Raw genomic sequence first — 19,925 nt, forward strand, 5'->3', positions numbered from 1 at the left:
GGGGATAACGACGCAGCGGGCGGCGCTGTTGCACAAAGCGCACAGGATTTGGGCCGATGCCATGCCGCGCGGCAGGCGGGCACGCCATGGGGCAGGCCGGGCGCGCGCCGACAACCGCAGGGTGGCATATCCCTTTGAGGAAGCCGCGCCGCTCTGATATGGACGGGGTCACGACACAGGAAACCCGTGCGGCCATGAACAGCCTGTCCCCCGATCTTTCGTTCCGCTGGAAATCGAACGCGACGCGGACCATCGTCACGACCGTCAAGAACGAGGGGCCGTTCCTTCTGGAATGGCTGTGCTATCACCGGCTGATCGGGTTCAACCGCTTCGTCATCTATTCCAACGACTGCACCGACGGCACGCACCAGATGCTGCAGCTGCTGGACCAGGCGGGGATCGTCATCCACTTCGACAACAGCGACCTGATCGCCGGCCTGCCCGACGACCCGCAGCGCCGTGCCTATGCCCGCGCCATGGCCCTGCCCGAAGTGACGGGCAGCGACTGGATCGCGGTGCTGGACGGGGACGAGTTCTTTCACGTCAACACCGGCGACGGCACCTTGGACGCGCTGTTCGCGGCCCTGCCCGACCGCACCGACGCGGTCGCCGCGCAGTGGCGCATCTTCGGCAATGGCGGCGTGATCACATTTAGGGACGAGCTGCAGATCCGCCAGTTCACCATGGCCTCGCCCACGGACATTCCGTTCACGCACAGCCAGTTCGCCATCAAGACCATCTTTCGACCGCTGCCGGTGCAGCACCTGGGCGTCCACCGACCGGTCTTCAAGAACTTCTATGGCCTGCCCGCGCATCCGCTGCTGATCGTGAACGGCTCGGGAGAGGACGTGACCCGCGACCTTCTGCGGCAGCGGTGGACCACCTCCCCGAAGATGGCGGGGTATGATCTGTGCCACGTCAACCACTACATGATCCGCGCCAGCGAGGTCTTCCTGATGAAGCGCTGGCGCGGCACCGCCAACAGTGCGGATGCCGACCGGATCAACTTCGACTACTATGACCAGCACAATCTGAATGTGGTCGAGGAGACCGGCATCACCGCATGGGCCGACCGCGTGGCGCAGGCGCGGGCCGAGCTGGTCGGGCTGATGCCCGCCCTTGGCGCGCTACATGCCGAGGCGGTGGGCCGGTTCCGCCGCCAGATCGACGTCCTCTCCGCACAGCTGCTGGCCGAGGCGCCGGACCAGCACGCCCGCCTGTTCGACCCCGCGGTCCTGCAGGCCGAGACCGAACGCCGCCAGGCCGAACTGGCCGCGCGCCGCGCGCGGCAGGCGTCGATCGCGGCCACCCCGCCCCCGCCGCCCCCGGCCAAGCTGCCCGCGCGCCCGGTGATCGCATCGGCCATCCTGCTGGCACCGCTGCCCGATGGGCCGCCGGTGCCGACCATGCCGCTGCTGTCGATGACCCCCTGGGCCACCATCCCCGAGACGCCCGAACCCGCCGCCCCCGCCGATCCACCCGCCCCCGAGGTGCCGCCGCAATGGCTGGTCGACCTGCGGCGCTCGCCCTACCGCCGGGGCTTCTACCATTCGGAGGAGGAGTTCGCGGCGCTGCACGTCGAACGCGAACGGGCGCATCTGTTCGTCAGCTTCGACAACCTGTCCCAAGTGAGCCAGGACCAGATCGACCGCGAGGCCTGGGGATACGAATTCGCGCGCAAGTCGGGCTGGTCCCAGCTGGGCATCTTCGCGTTCCGCGCCAACTGGTTCCGCAATCCGACGCTGTTCGCCTATCTGCGCCAGCTGCGCGACAACGGGCTGTTCGCGCGCTATCAGACGGTGACCTTTGCGGGAACCTCGATGGGGGCCTATGCGGCCTGCGCCTTCTCCTCGGTCGCGCCGGGGGCGCAGGTGATCGCCTTTTCCCCGCAGTCGACGCTGTCCCCGGCCCTGGTCCCGTGGGAGGCGCGCTTTCCCAGCGGCCGCGCCGCGGACTGGAGCGGCGATTTCGCCGATGCCGCGGCCCAGACCGCCTCCGCGCGGACGGTCTTTCTGGTCTATGACCCGACGGAACCCGCGGACGCCGCCCATGCGGACCGGTTCACCGGGGACAACATCGTGCGGCTGCGGACTCCGCGGGCAGGCCACAAGACCGCGCTGCGGCTGCGCCAGACCGACATGCTGTCCACGGTGGTCCGCGGCCTTGCGACGCGCACGATGGATGCGGCGGCGTTCCACGCCCTTTATCGCCAGTCGCGCCTTCAGCCGTGGTACCTGGACACGCTTGGCCAGCGCCTGCAGGCGCGGGGCCGGACCGCCTGGCTGCGGCGGCTGTCCGACATCGCGGCCCGCAACGGCCGGCCCGGCATGGCCAAGGCGCTGGAGACGCGCGCCGCCGCCCCCGTGCCGCACCCGTCCTGACCCACGCCGCAACCGAAAGCGCCCGCATGCCCCGCAAGACCGCCCCGCAGCCTCAACCCGTCCCGGCCGGCCCGGACATCGCGCTGCACATGCTGATGAACGACAGCGCGCCGGTCCTGCTGGACTGGGTGCTGCATCACCGTCACGCGGGCTTTCGCAGCATCACCGTTCACGGCGACGGCGCCAACGCGCAGGCCACGGCGCTGGCCCAGGCCCTGGCCGCGGCAGGCCTGATCGACTTCGTGCCCACGACCCGTCCCGGCATCGCCCATGACAAGGCCCGCCAGATTCGCGCACTGGACCTGGCGCTGGAGACGGCGCTGCGCGATCGCCACGATCACCTGCTGTGGCTGGAATCGGACGATTTCGTCATGATCGACACCGGGGCCGGCACCCTTGCCGACCTGGCCCAGGGGCTGGAACGGTTCCCCGACCTCCTGTCGCTGACCGTTCAGGTCGCGGGCGGGTCGGGTCAGAACCGCTATGCCGATCTGCCGCTGGTCGAGCGCTTTCGCCGCGGCACCGGCGGGGCGGCAGGGAGGATGACGGTGGCCACGCCCCTGCGCACGATCTTTCGCCCGCAGCTGGCTCGGGGGCTGAAGCCCGCGCGCCCCACGCTGAAGCCCAAGTTCGCCCGCGGCAAGGAGCCCGTGACCTGGTTGAACGGCGCGGCCGAGGACGTGGCCGACCGCTATCTGCAAAAGGGCTGGATGACGATGCCCGACCAGCCCGGGCTGGGCCTGGCGCATGTCATCGCCTTCATGGCCCAGGACCGCGAGACGTTCCTGCTGCGCCGCACCGGGGCAGGCAGGACGCTGCCCTTCGTCACGCCCGACCACCTGCGGATGACCATCCAGCAGTATCAGCGCCTGAACTTCACGATGGCCGATACCGGTCCTGACCAGGCGTTCGTTCAGGCCCACCGCGCGCGGCGCGCCGAGTTCCTGGCCAGCCATCCCAAGGTCGCGGCGCGCCATGCGGCGGCGGTGACCGAATTCGCGGGGCGGCTGGACCGCCTGCTGGCGCATCAGGACCCCCAGGCGGCCAGGATCATCACCGCCTTCGTCGAGGGGCGCCCGATCCAGGGCCTGGCCTTCGACTGGTCCGTGCCCTTCGGCGTGGCCGCGACGCCCCCCGCCCTGTCCGAGATGGATTCGGCCTGGGCCGAACGCCTGTCCCGACCCGCCGAAGAGGATGCCCCACCGGAGGAGGACTGGGACGACACCGATGACGACACCCAGGGCCACGACGCCGCGCCCCAACAGCCCGGCATCGCCACCCCCGACGGCGCGCCCCAGATCGCGGCGCCCGCATGGCTCAGCGACTTGCGGCTGTCGGGACAGGCGCACGGATTCTATCATTCGATGCCGAATTATGCCTGCACCTATGTGGCGCGGTCGCGCGAACATCTGCTGGTGTCCTTCGACAATCTGGCGTCGGTGCGCGAACACCCGGTGACCCGCGAACCCTGGGGTTACAAGTTCATCCGCAAGGAGGGCTGGTCGCATATGGGCATCCTGTCCTATGTGCCCGGATGGTTCCGCGACGCCGCGCTGCATCGCTATCTGATGTCGCTGCGCGACAGCGGCTTTTTCGAACAGTTCGACCAGGTGACGCTGTTCGGGACGTCGATGGGGGGCTATGGGGCGGCGGCCTTTGCCTCGTTGGCGCCGGGATGCCGGGTGGCCGCGTTTTCGCCCCAGTCGACGCTGTCGCCGCGTCTGGCGGGATGGGACCAGCGCTATCCGACCGGCAAGCGGGCTGACTGGACCGGACCGTTCGCCGATGCCGCCGCCGAATCGCGCAGGGCGTCCCAGGTCTGGCTGTTCTATGACCCTGCGATCGACCATGACCGCCGCCACGTGCAGCGCTTTGACGGTCCGAACGTGACGCGGGTTCCGCTGCGCCATGCCGATCACAAGACGGCGCTGATGCTGCGCAACGGCCGCGTGCTCAGCGACGTGATGCGCGACATCGCGACCGGCCGGGCGACCCTGCCGAGGATGATGCAGCACTACCGCGCCTGCCGGCACCTGCCCGACTATCTGGCAGGCGTCCGCGCGCGGGCCGAACGCGGCACCAACCCCGCCCGCGCCGCGCACCTTGACCGCGCGATCGCACGTCTGGCACCCTGATCAGAGACCTGCGCCGTGATCCCGTGAAGGCGGTAATAAACCGGCCGCCGGACCCTGATCGGATCCTTCTGTCGCGAATGCCGGTCCGCGGGCGAAAGATGGGCGGATGCGGCAAGCAGTGGATCTCAAAGCACCCGCCGTGCTGTCTGGCGGTTGCATGGCACGCGTCTGGCAGAAGGGAGCCAGCCGCGACGATGATTTGCCTTGTGGCATGCTGATCTGCTTATCTTGGCCGGCACATCAATGACATGGCCTTGGTTCGGCGTGACATCCCCTGGAGAGGGAAAGCCCGGGGCCATGATCGTCACCGTCACGCGCCACGGGCTCGGTCTTCACCGCAGCCCGGGATCGAAAGCACCTGCCCCTGTCGGATCGGCACAGCCGTGGCCGCGGCAGGCCTTCCAAGAAGGGGTTCGACCATGCGGCTCGAAACTGACCCTATGTTTCACCTTGGCGGCAGAGCCGTCGATCTGCTGACCAACGTCACACCTGAGGCTTGCTTTGCACCCCGCCTGCCGGCTGTGGGTGACAGCCTCGGACCTGCGCCGGACCGGTCGGCCCCAGGTTTTACCGGAACGCGGTCCAGCCCTGGTGCCACCGCAGGATCGTGGTGACGCCGCAGGCCGCGGCAAAGATCCAGGCCAGCAGCGGAAAGGATGCGGGGATCAGGCACATCGCCAGGAACAGGACGATCGTCTCGAACCCCTCGGTCAGGCCGCCAAGGTAGTAGATGCCCTTGGTCGGAAAGGCCGCCGCCCGGTCGCCGCGCCGGGCGGCGATGGCGGCAAAGGCCAGAAACGACGATCCGGTCCCCACGAAGGCCGCGATCAGCACCGCCGCGGGCAACGCGTTGGCCGCGGGGTCGTGCAGCGCGAACCCCACCGGCACCAGCGCATAGAAGACGAAGTCCAGCGCGATATCCAGAAAGGCGCCGCGGTCGGTCGGACCCTGGATGCGTGCGACCGCACCGTCCAGCCCGTCCATGATCCGGTTCGCCGCGATCAGCACCAGCGCCGCGGTCCACCACCCCAGGGCCAGCGCGGCCACCGCCAGCAGACCCACGGCAAAGCCCGCGATGCTGATGGTGTCCGCCTTGACGCCGCGGGCAGCCAGCATCTGCGCCGGGTGCCGCAGGGCCGCGCGCTGCAGCGGTTGCAGTCGGGCGTCGATCATCCGCGCCTCCATCGATGATAGCGTTCGACCAGCGCCAGCAGGCGCGGGTTCACATGGGCGCGCCGCCAGGTGCCGGCGACCGCCTTGTTGGCCTCGGCCCAGGTCGGATAGATGTGGATCGTGCCCAGAATTTTGTTCAGGCCCAGGCCGTGCTTCATGGCCAGGACGAACTCCGCGATCAGGTCACCGGCGTGATCGCCCGCGATGGTCACGCCCAGGATGCGGTCGCGCCCCGGCGGGGTCAGCACCTTGACGAAGCCGCGCGCCGCCCCGTCGGTGATGGCGCGGTCCAGGTCGGCCAGGTCATAGCGCGTGACCTCGACCGCGATGCCCCGGTCGCGGGCCTCGGTCTCGGACAGGCCGACGCGGGCGATCTGCGGATCGGTGAAGGTGGCCCAGGGGATCACGCGGTCATCGACCCTGAACCGCCTGAGGGTGCCGAACAGCGCGTTGACGCTGGCGAACCAGGCCTGGTGGGATGCGGCATGGGTGAACTGGAACGGTCCGGCCACGTCGCCCGCCGGCAGGATGTGGGGAAAGCGGGTCTGCAGGAAGGCGTTCGTGACGATGGTGCGGTCGGTCTCGATCCCCAGACGGTCCAGTCCGAACCCCTCCAGCCGGGCGCTGCGGCCCACGGCCACGATGATCTGGTCAAAGCCGATGCGGCGGGCCGCGCCGTCCCGTTCGACCTTGATCCACCTGCCCCCGTCGATGCCGCAGCGGATCGCGCGGTGCCCGGTCAGCACCGTCACCCCGTCGGCGCGCAGGGCGTCCGCGACCAGGGCCGACACCTCGGGGTCCTCGCGCATCAACAGGCGGGGGGCCATCTCGATCTGGGTGACGTCGGACCCCAGCCGCGCAAAGGCTTGCGACAGCTCGCAGCCGATCGGCCCGCCGCCCAGGACAACCAGCCGCCGCGGCGCGTGGTCATGATCTGCCAGCCGCGACCACAGCGTCTCCGAGGTCAGCGGGTCGACCAGGTCCAGCCCCGGCAGCGGCGGCATGACGGGCCGCGCACCGGTCGCGATGATGATCGCCCGCGTGGTCAGCCGCCGCTCGGCGCCCTGCGGGTCGGTGACCGCGACCGTCCAAGGGTCGATCAGGCGGGCGTGGCCCTGCAGCACATCGACCCCCAGCCCGGCATAGCGGTCGACGCTGTCATGGGGCGCGATGTCGGCGATGATCCGGTGGATGCGGTCCATGACCGCGCGAAACGGGACCGCGGGCGGTGTGTCGGCCAGCCCGAAGCGCGCGGCATGGCGCATCTGATGCGCCAGGGTCGCGCTGCGGATCAGCGCCTTGGACGGAACGCAGCCATGGTTCAGGCAGTCGCCGCCCATCGCGCCGGCCTCGATCAGGGTCACCTTGGCCTTGGTCGCCGCGGCGATGTAGGCCGAGACCAACCCGGCCGAACCCGCGCCGATCACCACCAGATTGCGGTCGAACCGCCGGGGTCGGGTCCATCCGGCATAGACGCGACGGCGGCGAAGGATGCCCACGATGGCGCGGGCGATCCACGGAAACACGGCCAGCGCCGCGAAGGACGCCAACAGGGGCGGCGACACGATCTCGGACAGGCTGTCCAGTGCGGCCAGCTGCGTGCCCGCGTTCACATAGACCGCGGTGCCCGCCAGCATGCCAAGCTGGCTGACCCAATAGAACGTCCGGGTACGGATCGGCGTCAGGCCCATCAGCAGGTTCGTGGCAAAGAACGGCATCACCGGGATCAGCCGCAGCGAAAACAGATAGAACGCCCCGTCCCGTGCCAGCCCGGTCTCGATCCCCCTGGCACGCGCGCCCAGCCGCGCCCGCACCCAGTCCCGCAGCAGGTACCGCGCCGCCAGAAAGGCCAGCGTCGCCCCGATGGCCGACGCGAACGAGACGATCGCCAGCCCCGCCCAGAATCCGAACAGCGCGCCCCCGGCCAGCGTCAGCCAGACCGCGATCGGCAGGGACAGCGCGGTGATCGCGACATAGGCGGCGGCGAACAGCGCCGCGACCAGCACCGGCCGCTGCTGCTGATACTCGGCCACGGCGGCCAGATGCCCGCGCAGCGACTGCAGCGTCACGTCCTGACCGCCCAGCAGCCACGACCCGGCCAGCACAAGCGTCGCGACAAGGATCAGCAGAACGGGTCTGGTCACGGCATGTCCTTCATCACGGCCACGGGCCACCTACCCGACAGGTCGTCAGGATGCCCGAAGTCTTACCTGACCACCGCGACCCGCCCGGTCACGTCCCCGTGTACACGCGGCCCCGTCATCCCCGTCGGAGCCGGATGGGTCTTTTGGAATGTCATGTTCACACTTGAAGACAAGGCTGGTCAATAACGGCTCAATCCGATGCATATTGGAATGATAACGCCCGGCGGAAACCGGTTTCCAATGCCCCTTGGCATGACCGATCACGCCCCTGCCCGACCCCAACGCGCGGCGATTGCGTGGGCCAGTCCGGCAAGATCGGGGGCCGTTACGTCAGGCTGCGGCACGCCCGGCAGCACCAGCGCCGCGTTCACGCCATGGGTCACCAGCGCGCCTTTGCCGCCCAGCGCCTGCATCCCGATCGTGTCCCAGACATGGCAGGCCACCAGGCAAAGATCGGACAGCGGTACCGCCAGTGCCTCGGCCACCAGTTGATAGGTCTGGGGCGCGGGCTTGAAACGGTTGGTCGGCTGGACGCTGAAGCTGGCCTCGAAATACTGCGCCAGGCCCGAGCGGTCCAGCGCGGTCCCTCCCCCAGAGGGCGGCGAGTTGGTCAGTGTCACCAGACGGAACCCCCTGTCCCGCAGATGGACCAGCGCCGCCTCGGCATCGGGATGGGCGGGCAGCGTGCCCATCGTCCGGCGCAGCGCATCCTCATGCCCCTCGGTGATCGCCACGCCCCTGATCTCCCCGATCATGCGCAGCACTGCAACGGCCAAGGTGCTGAAATCGCTGCGCAGTCCGGTGATCGTCAGGGTCTGGGAGTAGAGGATCAGCTGCGCGAACCAGTCGCGCATGACGGCCCCGTCGCCGAAGATGTCATCGAACAGCGGACACAGGTGGTCCAGGTCCAGCAATGTCTCGTTGACGTCAAAGACGAGGATGGGGCGCGGGGACATGGGGGCGATCCTGATCGGTTGACGATCATGCAGAACCATCGGTCGCGATTATCGTTCCTTGCGACTGCCCTCCGGCGAAGTTCCGGCCGATGCAGGTTGGACGCCCCTGCTGACCACCATCGCAGGCGGCAGCCGATGCAGCCTTTCCGGTGGTGAAAGCCGCGCTGTCACCCACGTTTTTTTCATTGTCACCCGCATGATCCACTGCGTCTGGCTCTGACCGAACACTTGTCCACGTATGGACGGCACTGGGTGCCGCCGGATCGGCAAAGGCGGTGCAGAACGCCATCGGACCGTCCATGGCCGGGTCTATCACCATCATTGTCGGTTCGTGCCACGCCGGGCCTGGGTCGCTTAAGCATCGGCCATGCATTCGTCTCAGCACCAGAAGGGTGCTGAGACCGTCCGCCATGGCGGTCCCGGTCATCGGCCTGTGGGTCCGCCTCGCCTTCGCCAATCTGCCGCCGCGTGAGGTCAAAGACGGGCGGAAAATCAGCTCGAACGTGGTCGATGTCCCGCCTGCATTGAACATCCGGGCGTTGAACTTGGGCGTTGCGTTGCGTACCGGGATCGGCGGCATGTTGCAGAGGATGCGGGTCTGACCGCTGCCCCCTGTAACCGTCCAGTGACACGCCAGTCGGGTCTCCATTCCGGATCAGGTGCGATCTCCCTCCCCCGACCACCCGTCCACGCCAAGGTTTGGCAATCCCGGCACATTCATGCCACAAGGCCCCTGCCGCAACGGGATCGGAAGGGATGCCATGTCGTCGTTCATGCAGCAGATCGCGGGACTGGACGCCGTGGCCCTGGCCCGTCGGCTGATCGGTGCGCGGCTGACCGTCCGCGGCGCCGGCGGCACCATCATCGAGACCGAGGCCTATGCCCCCAACGATCCCGCCTCGCACAGCCATCGGGGGCCGACGCCGCGCAACGCCTCGATGTTCGGCCCGGCGGGCCACGCCTATGTCTATCGATCCTACGGCATCCACCTGTGCCTGAACGTCGTGGCGACCCCCGGCGCGGCCGTGCTGATCCGCGCGCTGGACCCCGACACCGGCCTGGACATGATGCGCGCCCGCCGCCCCGCCCCCCCGCTGTGCAGTGGGCCGGGGCGGTTGACGCAGGCGCTGGACATCCGGCCCGACGATGACGGCGCCGCCTTCGACGGTCCCGATTTCGGCATCGGCCTGGCGGCGGCGGTGCCCGATCTGCTGGTCGGGCCGCGGATCGGGATCAGCCGGGCGCAGGACCTGCCATGGCGGTTCGGCCTTGCCGGGGCGGCGGGGCTCAGCCGGCCATTCCCGCGGGCGCGCCCGGATCGCTGACGGCGGGGCTGCGGAAAAGACACTGTGCATTCCCGCCGCCCTGCAATACAGATGCGGGCCGACAAACCGTCCAATGCCGGGGATCATCGATGGATTTGCACAGCAGCGACCACCCCAGGCAGGACCACGCGGCCTATCAGGCCGGACAGCATGATTTCCAGTCCGACATCCAGCGCCTGGCCGAGAACGAGCTGGTCGGGACGATCCTGGAGACGGTGATGCTGGCCACGCGGATGCGCTTTGCCGGGGTGGCGCGCGTCACCGCCGACCGGTGGGTCGCCTGCCGCACCGTCGACGACCTGAAATTCGGGATCGCCGCGGGCGACGAGATCGAGATCGGGTCGACCTTCTGCCAGACGGTCCGCAAGACCTCCGAGATGATCATCTTCAACGAGGCGTCGTCCGACCCGGTCTATCGCGACCATCCCATCGCCGCGGCCTTCGGAATCGTCAGCTATGCGTCGGTGCCGATCTTTCGCGGCGACGGCAGCTTCTTCGGCACGCTTTGCGCCATCGACACCGAAACCAAGGACGTGAACAACGCCCGCACCGTCGCGATGCTGAAGATGTTCGCCACCATCATCGGTGGCACGCTGGACACCGCCGAACGGCTGGACGCCCAGGAACGCATGATCGAACAGGAACGCAAGCTGGTCCGCATCCAGGAGGAGTTCACCGCCATCCTGGGCCATGACCTGCGCAACCCCGTCACCGCCCTGCGGTCGGGCATCCGGATGCTGGGCAAGGAGCCGCTGACCGAACGCGGCCGCGGCCTGATCGGGCTGATGCAGTCCTCCCTGCACCGGATGGGCGAGCTGGTCGAGAACATGATGCTGCATGCCAAGGCGCGGCTTGGCGACGGGATCACCGTCGCGGCCACGCCCGACGCCCCCCTGGGCGACGCCATCGCCCAGGTCGTGGCCGAGATCCGTCTGGCCGCGCCCCAGCACCGGGTCACGACCGAGCTGGATTTCGGCGGGCCGGTCTGCTGCGATCCGTCGCGCATCGCGCAGGCGGTGTCGAACCTGGTGTCGAACGCCATCAACCATGGCGACGCCGACAGCCCGGTGACCGTCCGTGGCCGCCGCACCGACGGCGCCGTCGTGATCGAGGTCCAGAACGAGGGCGAGCCGATCCCAGAGGCCGCCCAACGCGCCATCTTCCAGCCGTTCCAGCGGGGCCGGACCGCCGAAAGTTCCGGGCTGGGCCTGGGCCTGCACATCGCGTCGTCCATCGCGCAGGCGCATGGCGGCACGATCGCGGTCGCCTGCGGGGACGGAACGACGACCTTCAGCCTGACCTTTCCGGTCCTGCCCGCCTGACCGCGCGCGCCGTCCGAAACGGTTGCCCCCCGTCGCCCCGATCGGCCATCCTGCCCCCTGACGCAATCGCCAGTCGGGACGATCGATGACCAGACCCCAAGGACGCCACCGGCTGCCCCCCATCGCGGTGATCGCGATCGCGCAGCTGTTCGGGACATCGCTGTGGTTCAGCGCCAACAGCGCGGCAGAGGGGCTGATGCAGGCCTGGGGCGCGACCGCGGCCGATATCGGCCTGCTGACCAATGCCGTGCAGGCGGGCTTCATCGTCGGCACGCTGGTCATGGCGCTTGGCGGCCTGGCGGACCGGTTCGCCGCCAGCGCGATCTTCGTCGTCTCGGCCCTGGCGGGGGCGGCGTTCAACCTGGGTTTTGTATGGCTGGCGCAGGATGTCGCGACCGGCGCGGGGTTCCGGTTCCTGGTCGGGCTGTCGCTGGCCGGGATCTATCCCATCGGCATGAAGATGATCGTCAGCTGGGCGCCCGACCGCGCGGGACAGTCGCTGGCCCTGCTGGTGGCGATGCTGACGCTTGGCACCGCGCTGCCGCATCTGCTGCGTTCGACCGCGGGGGCGGTGCCGTGGCAATGGGTGGTCGCGACCTCGTCGGGTCTGGCCGTCATCGGCGCCGCCATGATCCGCGCCCTGGGCGACGGCCCGCATCTGGCGCGCCCCGCCCATCGCGGCGGCGCCGGCGCCCTGCGGGCCTTTGCCATCCCCCGGTTCCGTGCCGCCGCCTTCGGCTATTTCGGCCACATGTGGGAGCTTTATGCCTTCTGGACCATCACCCCCCTGCTGGTGGCCGCCACCGGTCTGGCGGACGCCTATCCGGGGCTTGGCGTGTCGGGCCTGTCCTTCCTGATCATCGGTGCCGGGGCCGCGGGGTGCCTTGCGGGCGGCAGCCTGGCCCGCGTCCTGGGCAGCGCAACGATAGCCCTTGCGGCGCTGATCCTGTCGGGGGCCAGCGCCCTTTGCGTGGTCACGCTGTGGCCGGTGCTGCAGCCGGGCTGGCTTCTGGTCCTGCTGGTGGTCTGGGGCGCCACCGTCGTGGCGGATTCGCCACAATTCTCGGCCCTCTCCGCGCGCGCCTGTCCGCAGGATGCGGTGGGGGCCTCGCTGGCCATCCAGAACGCCATCGGCTTTGCCATCACGGTCGCATCGATCGCGCTGACGACGGCGCTGTTCCAGGGCATCGGCCCCGCGGCCGTCTGGCTGTTGATCCCCGGGCCCGTCGCGGGTGTCCTGGGCTTCCTGATCGCCGCGCGCCCGCGGCGGTGATCCCGATCAGGCCGGAAGGGCAAAGCGGTCGATGCGAAAGCCGTCATGCCCCGTGCTGTCCGATGGTCCCAGGACAGCCTGCAGAATGGCCACGGCCCGGGGTCCGTCCAGCGCCTCGTCGGTCGGGCCGGTCCAGTTGACGGCGATCACCGGGCCCGTCGCCCGGGCGCGCAGCCAGCCGCCAAGACCGGTGATCTCCTCGGGTGTCAGGAAATACAGCACCTCGGACAGCAGGACCAGATCGGGGCGCAGGTCCGGCAGGTCCTGGGGCGCGCAGCCCTGCAGGACGGTGACCTGCGGCAGGGGGGCCAGCACCTGCCGCGCCGACCGGATCGCGGCGGGGATGCAGTCCATCACCGTCAGGCGGTCGCACCGGTCGGCCAGCCGCCGCGCCAGCGTGCCGTTGCCGCACCCGATCTCCAGCGCGGCCCTGAACGGGCCGTGCCCGATGGCGTCAAGCGTGGCGGCGTACTTGCCGGCCTCATAGGGGCTGGTGCGGTGATCCCAGGGATCGTCGCTGGCGGCATAGAGGCGGGCCAGATGGTCCAGCGTTTCCCTATGGGGCAATGACGATCTCCGGATGGGTCAGGAAATGGGCCTGATGGGTGTCGGTCATGACGAACCCCGTCGGGTCGTCGTCGATCAGCCCGGTCATCTGCGACCTGTGACAGGCCAGCGCGCGCCGCTTGGCCGCCACCGCCGCATCCGAGGCCGCGATCAGCCGGACCTCCGCCGCGCGGTCGGTGAACCGCCCCCAGACCGGATAGAAGGCCAGCGCGAGATCCGCCCGCATGGTGGCAAGGCGCATGGCCAGGCGCGCGACCTGCTGATGATCGACATGCGGGTCGTGTTCCCAGGTCGCAAGCACCAGCGCGTCGGGCGCGATCAGCGCCGACACCCGTTCCGCCGCCTGCGCGTCGTCGGGGGCGGCACAATCGGGATAGCCAAGGCAGGTGACCCGCGCCGCGGGTGCCAGGATCGCGCAGGCGGCGCGCAGTTCCGCCGCACGCGTCGCGGCCAGCACCGGGGCGGGCCAGCGCTGCGATCCGGGATGCGAGCGCGTGCCGTCGGTCACGCAGATGACGTGACACGGGGTGCCCTGCGCGGCCGCATCGAACAGCAGCGCGCCGCAGCCCAGCGTCTCGTCATCGGGATGCGGGGCCAGGATGACCAGTGGGCGGCCCTGCACCAGCGAAGCGGGCGTCAGCGACGGGGCAGATGCCGCATGGTCCAGAAAGCCGCTCATCCGATCCACCGCCGGTGCAGGTCGGGGTCGGCCAGGATCCGGTCCACCGATGACAGGGCCAGGGCATCCGGGCCAGCCTGCCGCAGGTACAGGCCCAGATCCCGCCGGATGCGGTCGGCCGGATGCGCCGTGGCGAATGACGCGGCCCCCAGCGCTTGGTCCATGTTGGCCAGTAGGGCCACGGCCTCGTCTGTCGTGCGCAGGCGAGCCAGGATCGCGGCCTGGGCATCGGCCGCCGTCGCGCCCGGACGCTCGATCCGGCAGGCGGCCTGGGCCAGCCACAGGCGGGCCGTCTCGCAGGCCGTGATCATGCGGTGCAGGCGCATCGCCTGAAGGGGGGCATCCTGCTGGCCGCGGGCGCGCAGCTGATCGGCGGTCAGGACCGTCAGCCTGCGCATCGCGCCCAGCTGGACCGCGGCATAACGCCAGACGCCGCCGTGGAAATGCGGCTCGGTCAGATAGGCGTCGGGCGCGCCCAGGGTCACGGCCTCCGCCACGGCCAGCCCGTCCAGGTCGCAGCGACCCGATGCGGTGGCCTTCATCCCCGACATGTTCCATTCGCCGGGAAACAGCCGCCCGTCCAGCTGGTCGCGCGCGAACATCAGCAGGTGCAGCCCGGCATCCGACCGCACGGTGACGATCATGTGGTCCAGCACGTCCGCACCGCTGGCGAACAGCTTCTGCCCGCGGATGACCGAACCCTCGATCCGCGCGGGGTCAGGACCGTCGGCGCCCCAGATGCCGTAAAGCGCCCCCTGCGCCACGGGCGCGGTCGGACTGTCATGCAGCATCAGCAGCTTGACGGCGTTCACATGCCCCTCGAACAGCCGCCCGGCGGACAGGTTCGCGCCGCCCACCCGCTGCAGCGCGTCAAGCAATACCAGCGGATCACGCGGGTGATGGGCCAAGGTCAGACATTCCGCCAACAGCCCGCTGTCGCGCAATGCCGCTGCCAAGGCAGGGCCCGACGGGCCGTCGGCACCGTCCGGCAGAGCATCGGCGATCATCCGTTCGGCACGGTCGATGGCGTCGGTCATCCGACCACCATCGCGGCGTGCCGGTCGGACCAGCGGGCAAAGTCCGGATCGACGGTCCCGTCGACCAGCGCCGCCAGATCCGCCAGCCGCGCCTCCAGGTCCGAGGCGCGCAGCGTCGGGCCGGCCGGAACGCTGCGGTCGGGATAGGCGCGGATGGACCCTGACATCGCCACGTCCCACATCGCGCGCAGCGCGTCGGGCAGGATCATGGCCTGATCGGCCAGCGGATCGGCATCCTGCATCCGGTGGCGCAGGCAGGCAGCCATGCCGCCATCGGCGCGCCCCTGCAGTCGCCCGGACACGCGCGCCGTCATGTCGCAGGAATAGCGGACAGCCAACCCATGCGCCTCGGCCCGAAAGACCAGGGCGCGATCCTCTCCGAAATCCAGCGCCGGCAGGCCGCCGATGGCCCGGTACAGATCCGCGCGGATCGCCATCGACGCGCCGGATTCCATGTAATGCGGGGTCTGCGACTGCGCGGCCTGGCGCCCCGCCACCTGGTCCAGCCGGTGGCGGACCCTGCGCAGCAGCGCGCTGTAGCCCTCCTCGGCCCGGGTGATGCGCGCGCCTGAAGGGGTGGCCAGAACATGCGGGACATCGGCGCTGATCAATCCGCAGACCAGATCGGCCCCGTCACCCATCGCGTCCAGCGCGGCCCGGATCCAGCCCTGCGCCGGGATCGCGTCGGCATCCGTCGTCATCAGCAGCCCACCGGTCCTGGCGGCCAGGTCCATCGCCACCCGCCGCGCGCGCCCGGCACTGGCGGTCGATACCGGAAAGGTGACGGAATGCACCGACACCGCCAGCGCAGGGCTGCGAAAGGACCGGGCGATCCGTTCGCTGGCATCCGTGCAGTTGTTGGCCAGCACCAGGGCTGTGACGGGCAGATCACAGGCTTGGGCGGCCCCGGCCAGCGCCTCCAGCAGCCGGTGCAACCGCTTGACCTCATCGCGCACAGGGATGGCGACGGTGACGTGGCGCAGTGCGGGACGGTTATCGTGCCAAGGGGTCATGAGCATCCGTATCGTGCAGGAAGGTCCGGCCGGGGCGGTCGACCGGCGACGGATGCATGACCGGATTGTCCTGCGCATCCCCCTGCAAAACGGACGCATGACAGGGCAGTTCCTGAACCTGCGCCTGATAAAGATCAGGCATCATGGCATCGGTTCCCTGAAATCGGCATGATTTCAGCAGGCTATGGTCAAGTGCAGGACGGCGACTTTCTTCAGGCGCAGTGTCCCGCCTTCGTTCCATCAGCCGGTGATCGCCTTTCCACCTGTCCAGGCGTCTTCGGCCGCTGTCCTGACCGACCGCAACGGGTGGGACAGGCGAGGACCGACAGGTCTTACCTCAAGCCCCGGTCCATAGCCCCATGCCGCGGCACGCTCTGCCTGCGACGGGGTCATCCGCGGCGCCGATCCGTAGTCCAGATTGCCGTCCCGGACCCTTGCGTCCATCCGGGACGGGGAAAGCGCCATGAAGGCGTGAACGCTGTTCACTACCGCCGCGGGCGATGCCACCAGATCCTCGTACCGGATGACCATGGCCGCGTGCAGGTGGGACAGGTCCTGCTGCATCTGAGAGTGCGCGTCCAGCCAATGGTCGATCAGCTGATGGGCTGGCCCATCGACCCATTTCGCGACCGCCGCCGCCACGGCCTCGGGGTGGCGGATGATCAGCAGGAATTGCGACAGCGGGAACAATTGCTGGTACAACCGTGTCCGCGTCAGGTTCACCGGCGACTTCTCGACCCGCCACGGACGATCGCTGTCGAACCATGGGTTCCAGTCGTGTTCCAAGCGCAGGCGGGTCTCCAGCCGGTCCAGCGGGTGGCCCTCGGTCAGGTGCTGACGCGGATCGGTCGCGAAATGCATCGGCCGGCCGTGCTGCGCGGTATGCGGAATGGCGCCCTGCAGATAGCATCCCTCATTCTCGGGCACCGGCGCGTCGCTGATTGTGGCCACCGCGCCGTGCGCCGCCACCAGCCGCGTCAGAAGCGATGTCCCGGACCGGTGCAGGCCACCGATGAACAGATAGCGGTGATGCTGCATCAGGATGCCGTTCCCCTGTCGAAATGTCGCTTGATCGTCCTCAGGCCGAGGTCGTTGAAAGACCCGCGGACGGCATGCCGGCCCGCAGGTCTTTCGGGATTGCGATGGGTCAGGCCCGGGGGGCGACCTCGCCCTCTTCCTCGCCGTCCCAATAATGAATGCGCACGGCGGCGACCTTGATCAGCGCCATGCCCGGCGTATCGATGCCGTCCGGAAACCACCGTTCCAGATCGCTGGTCCAATGGTCGGCGAACGTGGCCTTGTCGCGGATGATGCCGGCCTCGCCCTCGACGGCCACGAACAGCGGCGGCGCGCCCAGAATGCCTGCGCGGCCTTGGAACGACAGGGCGACGTGGGGGTCGCGTTCGATGTCGGACACGGTACGCGTGTCGTCATAGGTGAAATAGTAGCTGTCGCCATCCCATTCGACATCGGAATTGTTGCTCATGGGACGGGTGGCAAGCTGGCCACCCTCGGTCCGGGTGGTCAGCATGGCAAAGTCGATCTTGCCCATCGCCTTTGCCAGATCGCCTATGGTTCTGTCGGACATGTGAACTCCTGACTGCCGTATCGGCTTCTGGCACATCAACGCGCGGCCGTGGTCATTCGATCCATGCCCCCTGCATCGCGGTGATCCTTCGCGCGATCAGCGGCATTCACATGATCGGCAGGGTGCGGCAACCCACGCGCCGGTCGGGGGTTGTCCTTCGCTCCGTTGTCGGAGCCAGCATCAGGAGCATGACGATGACCCCAACCTTTCCAGGGATTGCCTTGGCGACCGCGCTGACGCTCGCCTTGGTCGCACCCGTCGCGGCCGATCCGGGCCGCGGGCGCCATCACGACAACGACCGCAACCACGCCCATCAGGGGTGCCCGCCGGGCCTTGCCAAGAAATCGCCGTCCTGCGTTCCGCCGGGTCAGGCAAAGCGCGATGACATCCGCTATGGCCGCGGCGTCGGCGACAGGCTGCGCGTCGAGGACTATGTCCTGGTCCGCGACCTCAACCGTTACGATGTCGAACGCCGAGAGGGTTGGCGCTATTACCGCAGCGACGATCAGTTGTACCGGGTCGATGCCGAGACGCGTCAGATTCTGGCCGTGATCAACCTGGCCCGCGCGCTTTTCAACTGAAGATTGCATTTTATGCATTTGTGAACGGACCGGTTCGGAACCGCCGATCGGTGCGGCAAGTTTGCACCGCATCATCGGGCAGCATGCCCGAAAGACAGGAGATTACCATGAAAGCGTATCTTGTTCCGACCTTGGTTGCGGCCCTGACGGTTGCGGGGGCCGCCTCGGCGCAGACGATGGCCACCGTTGCCACGGATTTGAACGTCCGGTCCGGCCCGGGCGTCCAGCACGGCGTGATCGGCGCCATCGGCGCGGGGGACGAGGTGTCGGTCCTGGGCTGCATCGACAGCGCGAACTGGTGCCAGGTCAGCGGCGACGGTCTGGAGGGCTGGGCCTATGGCGACTATCTGAACGTCAAGGCGGGCGACGAGGTCGTGTCGCTTTATCCCAACCGCGAGACGGTCGGTGTGACCATCATCGAGGCCCCCGTTGAGGACCCGACCACCGGGCAGGACGCCGCTGTGGGCGGTCTGGGCGGCGCGGCGATGGGTGCGCTGATCGGCGGCCCGGTCGGGGCGGTGGCTGGTCTTGCCATCGGCGGCGCGACCGGTGCTGCCGCAGCCGAGGAGCCCACGACCGAAGTGACCACCTATGTCACGTCGAACACGGTGGATCCCGTCTATCTGGACGGAGAGGTCGTGATCGGCGCGGGCGTTCCGGAAAACGTGACGATCTACGAGATCCCGGATCAGCCGGATTATCGCTATGCGCAGATCAACGGCCAGACAGTGCTGGTGAACCCTCAGGATCGTCAGATCATGTATATCTATCGCTGACCTTCGCGGAGACGGCGGGCGTGGCCTTTGGCTCGTGCCCGCCGGACAGAGTATTCTGAAAGCGTAGGGCTGACGGTCGCGGCCCATTCACCCAGTCATTGGGTCTACCGGCAAGGGCGATTTCGCGTTTCAGTCTGTCCGCGACAGATCGACAACGTCGGCCCTATTTTACAGAGCCTTACAGGTTGCAATCTGAAATCGGCCAATGACCATTGCCGTCGCCTGCTGTCCCGCAGTTACCGCTGCGCCCTGATGACGGGCGCAGCGTGTCGTCACATCGCCTCCAGCTGGTCGACCGCTTCCTGACAGGCAGCCTCGTCCCCTTCGGCAAGGGCACGCTCCGCATCGGCGATCAGGCTGTCGCGATCGGGCATGGCCTCGTCTCCCTCGGCCTCTTCCGCGGCGGTCGGTTCGCCGTCCTGCTGCGCCTGGACGTCGCTGCCGGACATGGCGACGGCCGTTCCGGGCTCTGCCTCCGTTCCCTCCAGCGGCGCAAGCGAGCCGTCCTTGGCGATGCCCTCGCCCGAGGCGCTGTCGGCCCCATCGGCTGCGGGCATGTCGGACGACGCATCGGCCGACGCCTCGGGGGCATCCGCCTGGGCGTCATCGCCCGCCGGCTGCTCCAGCGGCGCCAGCGATCCGTCCTTGGCAATGCCCTCGGTCCCGCCTGACGCAGCACCCGCGCTGTCGCCGGTCATCGCGGCGGTATCGGTAAAGCGTGCCAGATCGGCAGCGCAATCCGCCTGCGCCATGCCGGCAAATGCGCAGATCGCGCAGCCGGCCATCCAGGTCATCGAATACTTCATGTCTCGTCTCCCATGATGCAGCGTCTCCTCCTCAGAAGACGTAATGAAGCTCCTGCCTGCGCCCGATGTTCCAGCAGATGACTTATAACGTTTGCTAATCGGCACCCTTCCGGCCGGGCAGTCGGTACCGGACGCCACGATCCGCCAAGCCGATGAAAGGCAAAGGGTT

19 protein-coding genes are annotated in these 19,925 nt (G+C 68.7%); 9 read left to right on the forward strand and 10 right to left on the reverse strand.

Translation table 11 applies throughout. The annotated features are described in order from the left end of the window. The first annotated feature begins 194 nt into the window (after nucleotides 1-194). A complete protein-coding gene (locus PRL19_RS03180) occupies nucleotides 195-2,381 on the forward strand; it encodes a glycosyltransferase family 2 protein (protein ID WP_273743840.1) in 2,187 nt (728 codons plus the stop codon). A gap of 26 nt (nucleotides 2,382-2,407) precedes the next feature. Then, nucleotides 2,408-4,516, forward strand: coding sequence for an alpha/beta hydrolase family protein (locus tag PRL19_RS03185; RefSeq protein WP_273743841.1), 2,109 nt, complete (start codon nucleotides 2,408-2,410; stop codon nucleotides 4,514-4,516). Nucleotides 4,517-5,083: 567 nt separating this feature from the next. Here PRL19_RS03185 and PRL19_RS03190 read toward each other — a convergent pair. The 3 genes from PRL19_RS03190 to PRL19_RS03200 form a co-directional block, all read right to left on the reverse strand. Then, nucleotides 5,084-5,689 carry a CDP-alcohol phosphatidyltransferase family protein gene (locus PRL19_RS03190; protein WP_252930013.1) on the reverse strand — a complete coding sequence of 202 codons (606 nt, stop codon included), beginning with the start codon at nucleotides 5,687-5,689 and terminating at the stop codon, nucleotides 5,084-5,086. Continuing rightward, nucleotides 5,686-7,833 carry an FAD-dependent oxidoreductase gene (locus PRL19_RS03195; RefSeq protein WP_273743842.1) on the reverse strand — a complete coding sequence of 716 codons (2,148 nt, stop codon included), beginning with the start codon at nucleotides 7,831-7,833 and terminating at the stop codon, nucleotides 5,686-5,688. The genes PRL19_RS03190 and PRL19_RS03195 overlap by 4 nt, the downstream gene beginning before the upstream one ends. 260 nt (nucleotides 7,834-8,093) lie before the next feature. Further along, nucleotides 8,094-8,789, reverse strand: a complete 696-nt coding sequence (locus tag PRL19_RS03200) for a haloacid dehalogenase type II (RefSeq protein WP_273743843.1) — start codon at nucleotides 8,787-8,789, stop codon at nucleotides 8,094-8,096. 410 nt (nucleotides 8,790-9,199) lie between these two features. On the opposite strand from PRL19_RS03200, the gene PRL19_RS03205 reads away from it, so the two are divergent. From PRL19_RS03205 to PRL19_RS03220, 4 genes are all read left to right on the forward strand, one after another. Then, nucleotides 9,200-9,391, forward strand: coding sequence for a hypothetical protein (locus PRL19_RS03205; RefSeq protein ID WP_273743844.1), 192 nt, complete (start codon nucleotides 9,200-9,202; stop codon nucleotides 9,389-9,391). A gap of 159 nt (nucleotides 9,392-9,550) precedes the next feature. Next, nucleotides 9,551-10,114: a DNA-3-methyladenine glycosylase gene (locus PRL19_RS03210; protein WP_273743845.1), complete on the forward strand. Its 564-nt coding sequence runs from the start codon at nucleotides 9,551-9,553 to the stop codon at nucleotides 10,112-10,114. Between the two features lie 89 nt (nucleotides 10,115-10,203). Further along, nucleotides 10,204-11,436 carry a GAF domain-containing sensor histidine kinase gene (locus PRL19_RS03215; RefSeq protein ID WP_273743846.1) on the forward strand — a complete coding sequence of 411 codons (1,233 nt, stop codon included), beginning with the start codon at nucleotides 10,204-10,206 and terminating at the stop codon, nucleotides 11,434-11,436. An 85-nt stretch (nucleotides 11,437-11,521) separates the two neighbouring features. After that, nucleotides 11,522-12,709, forward strand: a complete 1,188-nt coding sequence (locus PRL19_RS03220; RefSeq protein WP_273743847.1) for an MFS transporter — start codon at nucleotides 11,522-11,524, stop codon at nucleotides 12,707-12,709. Nucleotides 12,710-12,715: 6 nt separating this feature from the next. Here the strand turns inward: PRL19_RS03220 and PRL19_RS03225 are convergent, their stop codons facing one another. Genes PRL19_RS03225 through PRL19_RS03240 form a run of 4 tightly spaced genes read right to left on the reverse strand, consistent with a single transcriptional unit; the run spans nucleotide 12,716 to nucleotide 16,005 of the window. Beyond that, complete coding sequence (locus tag PRL19_RS03225) at nucleotides 12,716-13,276, reverse strand: SAM-dependent methyltransferase (RefSeq protein WP_273743848.1); 561 nt, start codon at nucleotides 13,274-13,276, stop codon at nucleotides 12,716-12,718. Beyond that, complete coding sequence (locus tag PRL19_RS03230) at nucleotides 13,266-13,955, reverse strand: PIG-L deacetylase family protein (RefSeq protein ID WP_273743849.1); 690 nt, start codon at nucleotides 13,953-13,955, stop codon at nucleotides 13,266-13,268. Before PRL19_RS03230 ends, PRL19_RS03225 begins: the two co-directional genes overlap by 11 nt. Beyond that, complete coding sequence (locus PRL19_RS03235) at nucleotides 13,952-14,992, reverse strand: acyl-CoA dehydrogenase family protein (RefSeq protein WP_273743850.1); 1,041 nt, start codon at nucleotides 14,990-14,992, stop codon at nucleotides 13,952-13,954. Before PRL19_RS03235 ends, PRL19_RS03230 begins: the two co-directional genes overlap by 4 nt. Then, nucleotides 14,989-16,005: a glycosyltransferase family 2 protein gene (locus PRL19_RS03240; protein WP_273743851.1), complete on the reverse strand. Its 1,017-nt coding sequence runs from the start codon at nucleotides 16,003-16,005 to the stop codon at nucleotides 14,989-14,991. The genes PRL19_RS03235 and PRL19_RS03240 overlap by 4 nt, the downstream gene beginning before the upstream one ends. On the opposite strand from PRL19_RS03240, the gene PRL19_RS03245 reads away from it, so the two are divergent. Then, entirely contained in the window at nucleotides 16,004-16,177 is a 174-nt protein-coding gene (locus PRL19_RS03245) for a hypothetical protein (protein ID WP_273743852.1), read from the forward strand. The genes PRL19_RS03240 and PRL19_RS03245 overlap by 2 nt on opposite strands. A gap of 68 nt (nucleotides 16,178-16,245) precedes the next feature. Here the strand turns inward: PRL19_RS03245 and PRL19_RS03250 are convergent, their stop codons facing one another. Both PRL19_RS03250 and PRL19_RS03255 read right to left on the reverse strand, forming a co-directional pair. After that, entirely contained in the window at nucleotides 16,246-17,043 is a 798-nt protein-coding gene (locus PRL19_RS03250; protein WP_273743853.1) for a sulfotransferase family protein, read from the reverse strand. A gap of 109 nt (nucleotides 17,044-17,152) precedes the next feature. Then, complete coding sequence (locus PRL19_RS03255) at nucleotides 17,153-17,593, reverse strand: pyridoxamine 5'-phosphate oxidase family protein (RefSeq protein WP_045982374.1); 441 nt, start codon at nucleotides 17,591-17,593, stop codon at nucleotides 17,153-17,155. Between the two features lie 194 nt (nucleotides 17,594-17,787). Here PRL19_RS03255 and PRL19_RS03260 point away from each other — a divergent pair, with 194 nt between their 5' ends. Next, nucleotides 17,788-18,174 carry a hypothetical protein gene (locus tag PRL19_RS03260; protein ID WP_148910978.1) on the forward strand — a complete coding sequence of 129 codons (387 nt, stop codon included), beginning with the start codon at nucleotides 17,788-17,790 and terminating at the stop codon, nucleotides 18,172-18,174. 107 nt (nucleotides 18,175-18,281) lie between these two features. Further along, nucleotides 18,282-18,950: a DUF1236 domain-containing protein gene (locus PRL19_RS03265; RefSeq protein ID WP_252930002.1), complete on the forward strand. Its 669-nt coding sequence runs from the start codon at nucleotides 18,282-18,284 to the stop codon at nucleotides 18,948-18,950. Nucleotides 18,951-19,222: 272 nt separating this feature from the next. On the opposite strand, the gene PRL19_RS03270 is transcribed toward PRL19_RS03265, so the two are convergent. Continuing rightward, nucleotides 19,223-19,756 carry a hypothetical protein gene (locus PRL19_RS03270; protein WP_273743854.1) on the reverse strand — a complete coding sequence of 178 codons (534 nt, stop codon included), beginning with the start codon at nucleotides 19,754-19,756 and terminating at the stop codon, nucleotides 19,223-19,225. Nucleotides 19,757-19,925 lie beyond the last annotated feature (169 nt).

The sequence above is a fragment of the Paracoccus marcusii genome, from assembly GCF_028621715.1.
Lineage (GTDB): Bacteria > Pseudomonadota > Alphaproteobacteria > Rhodobacterales > Rhodobacteraceae > Paracoccus > Paracoccus marcusii.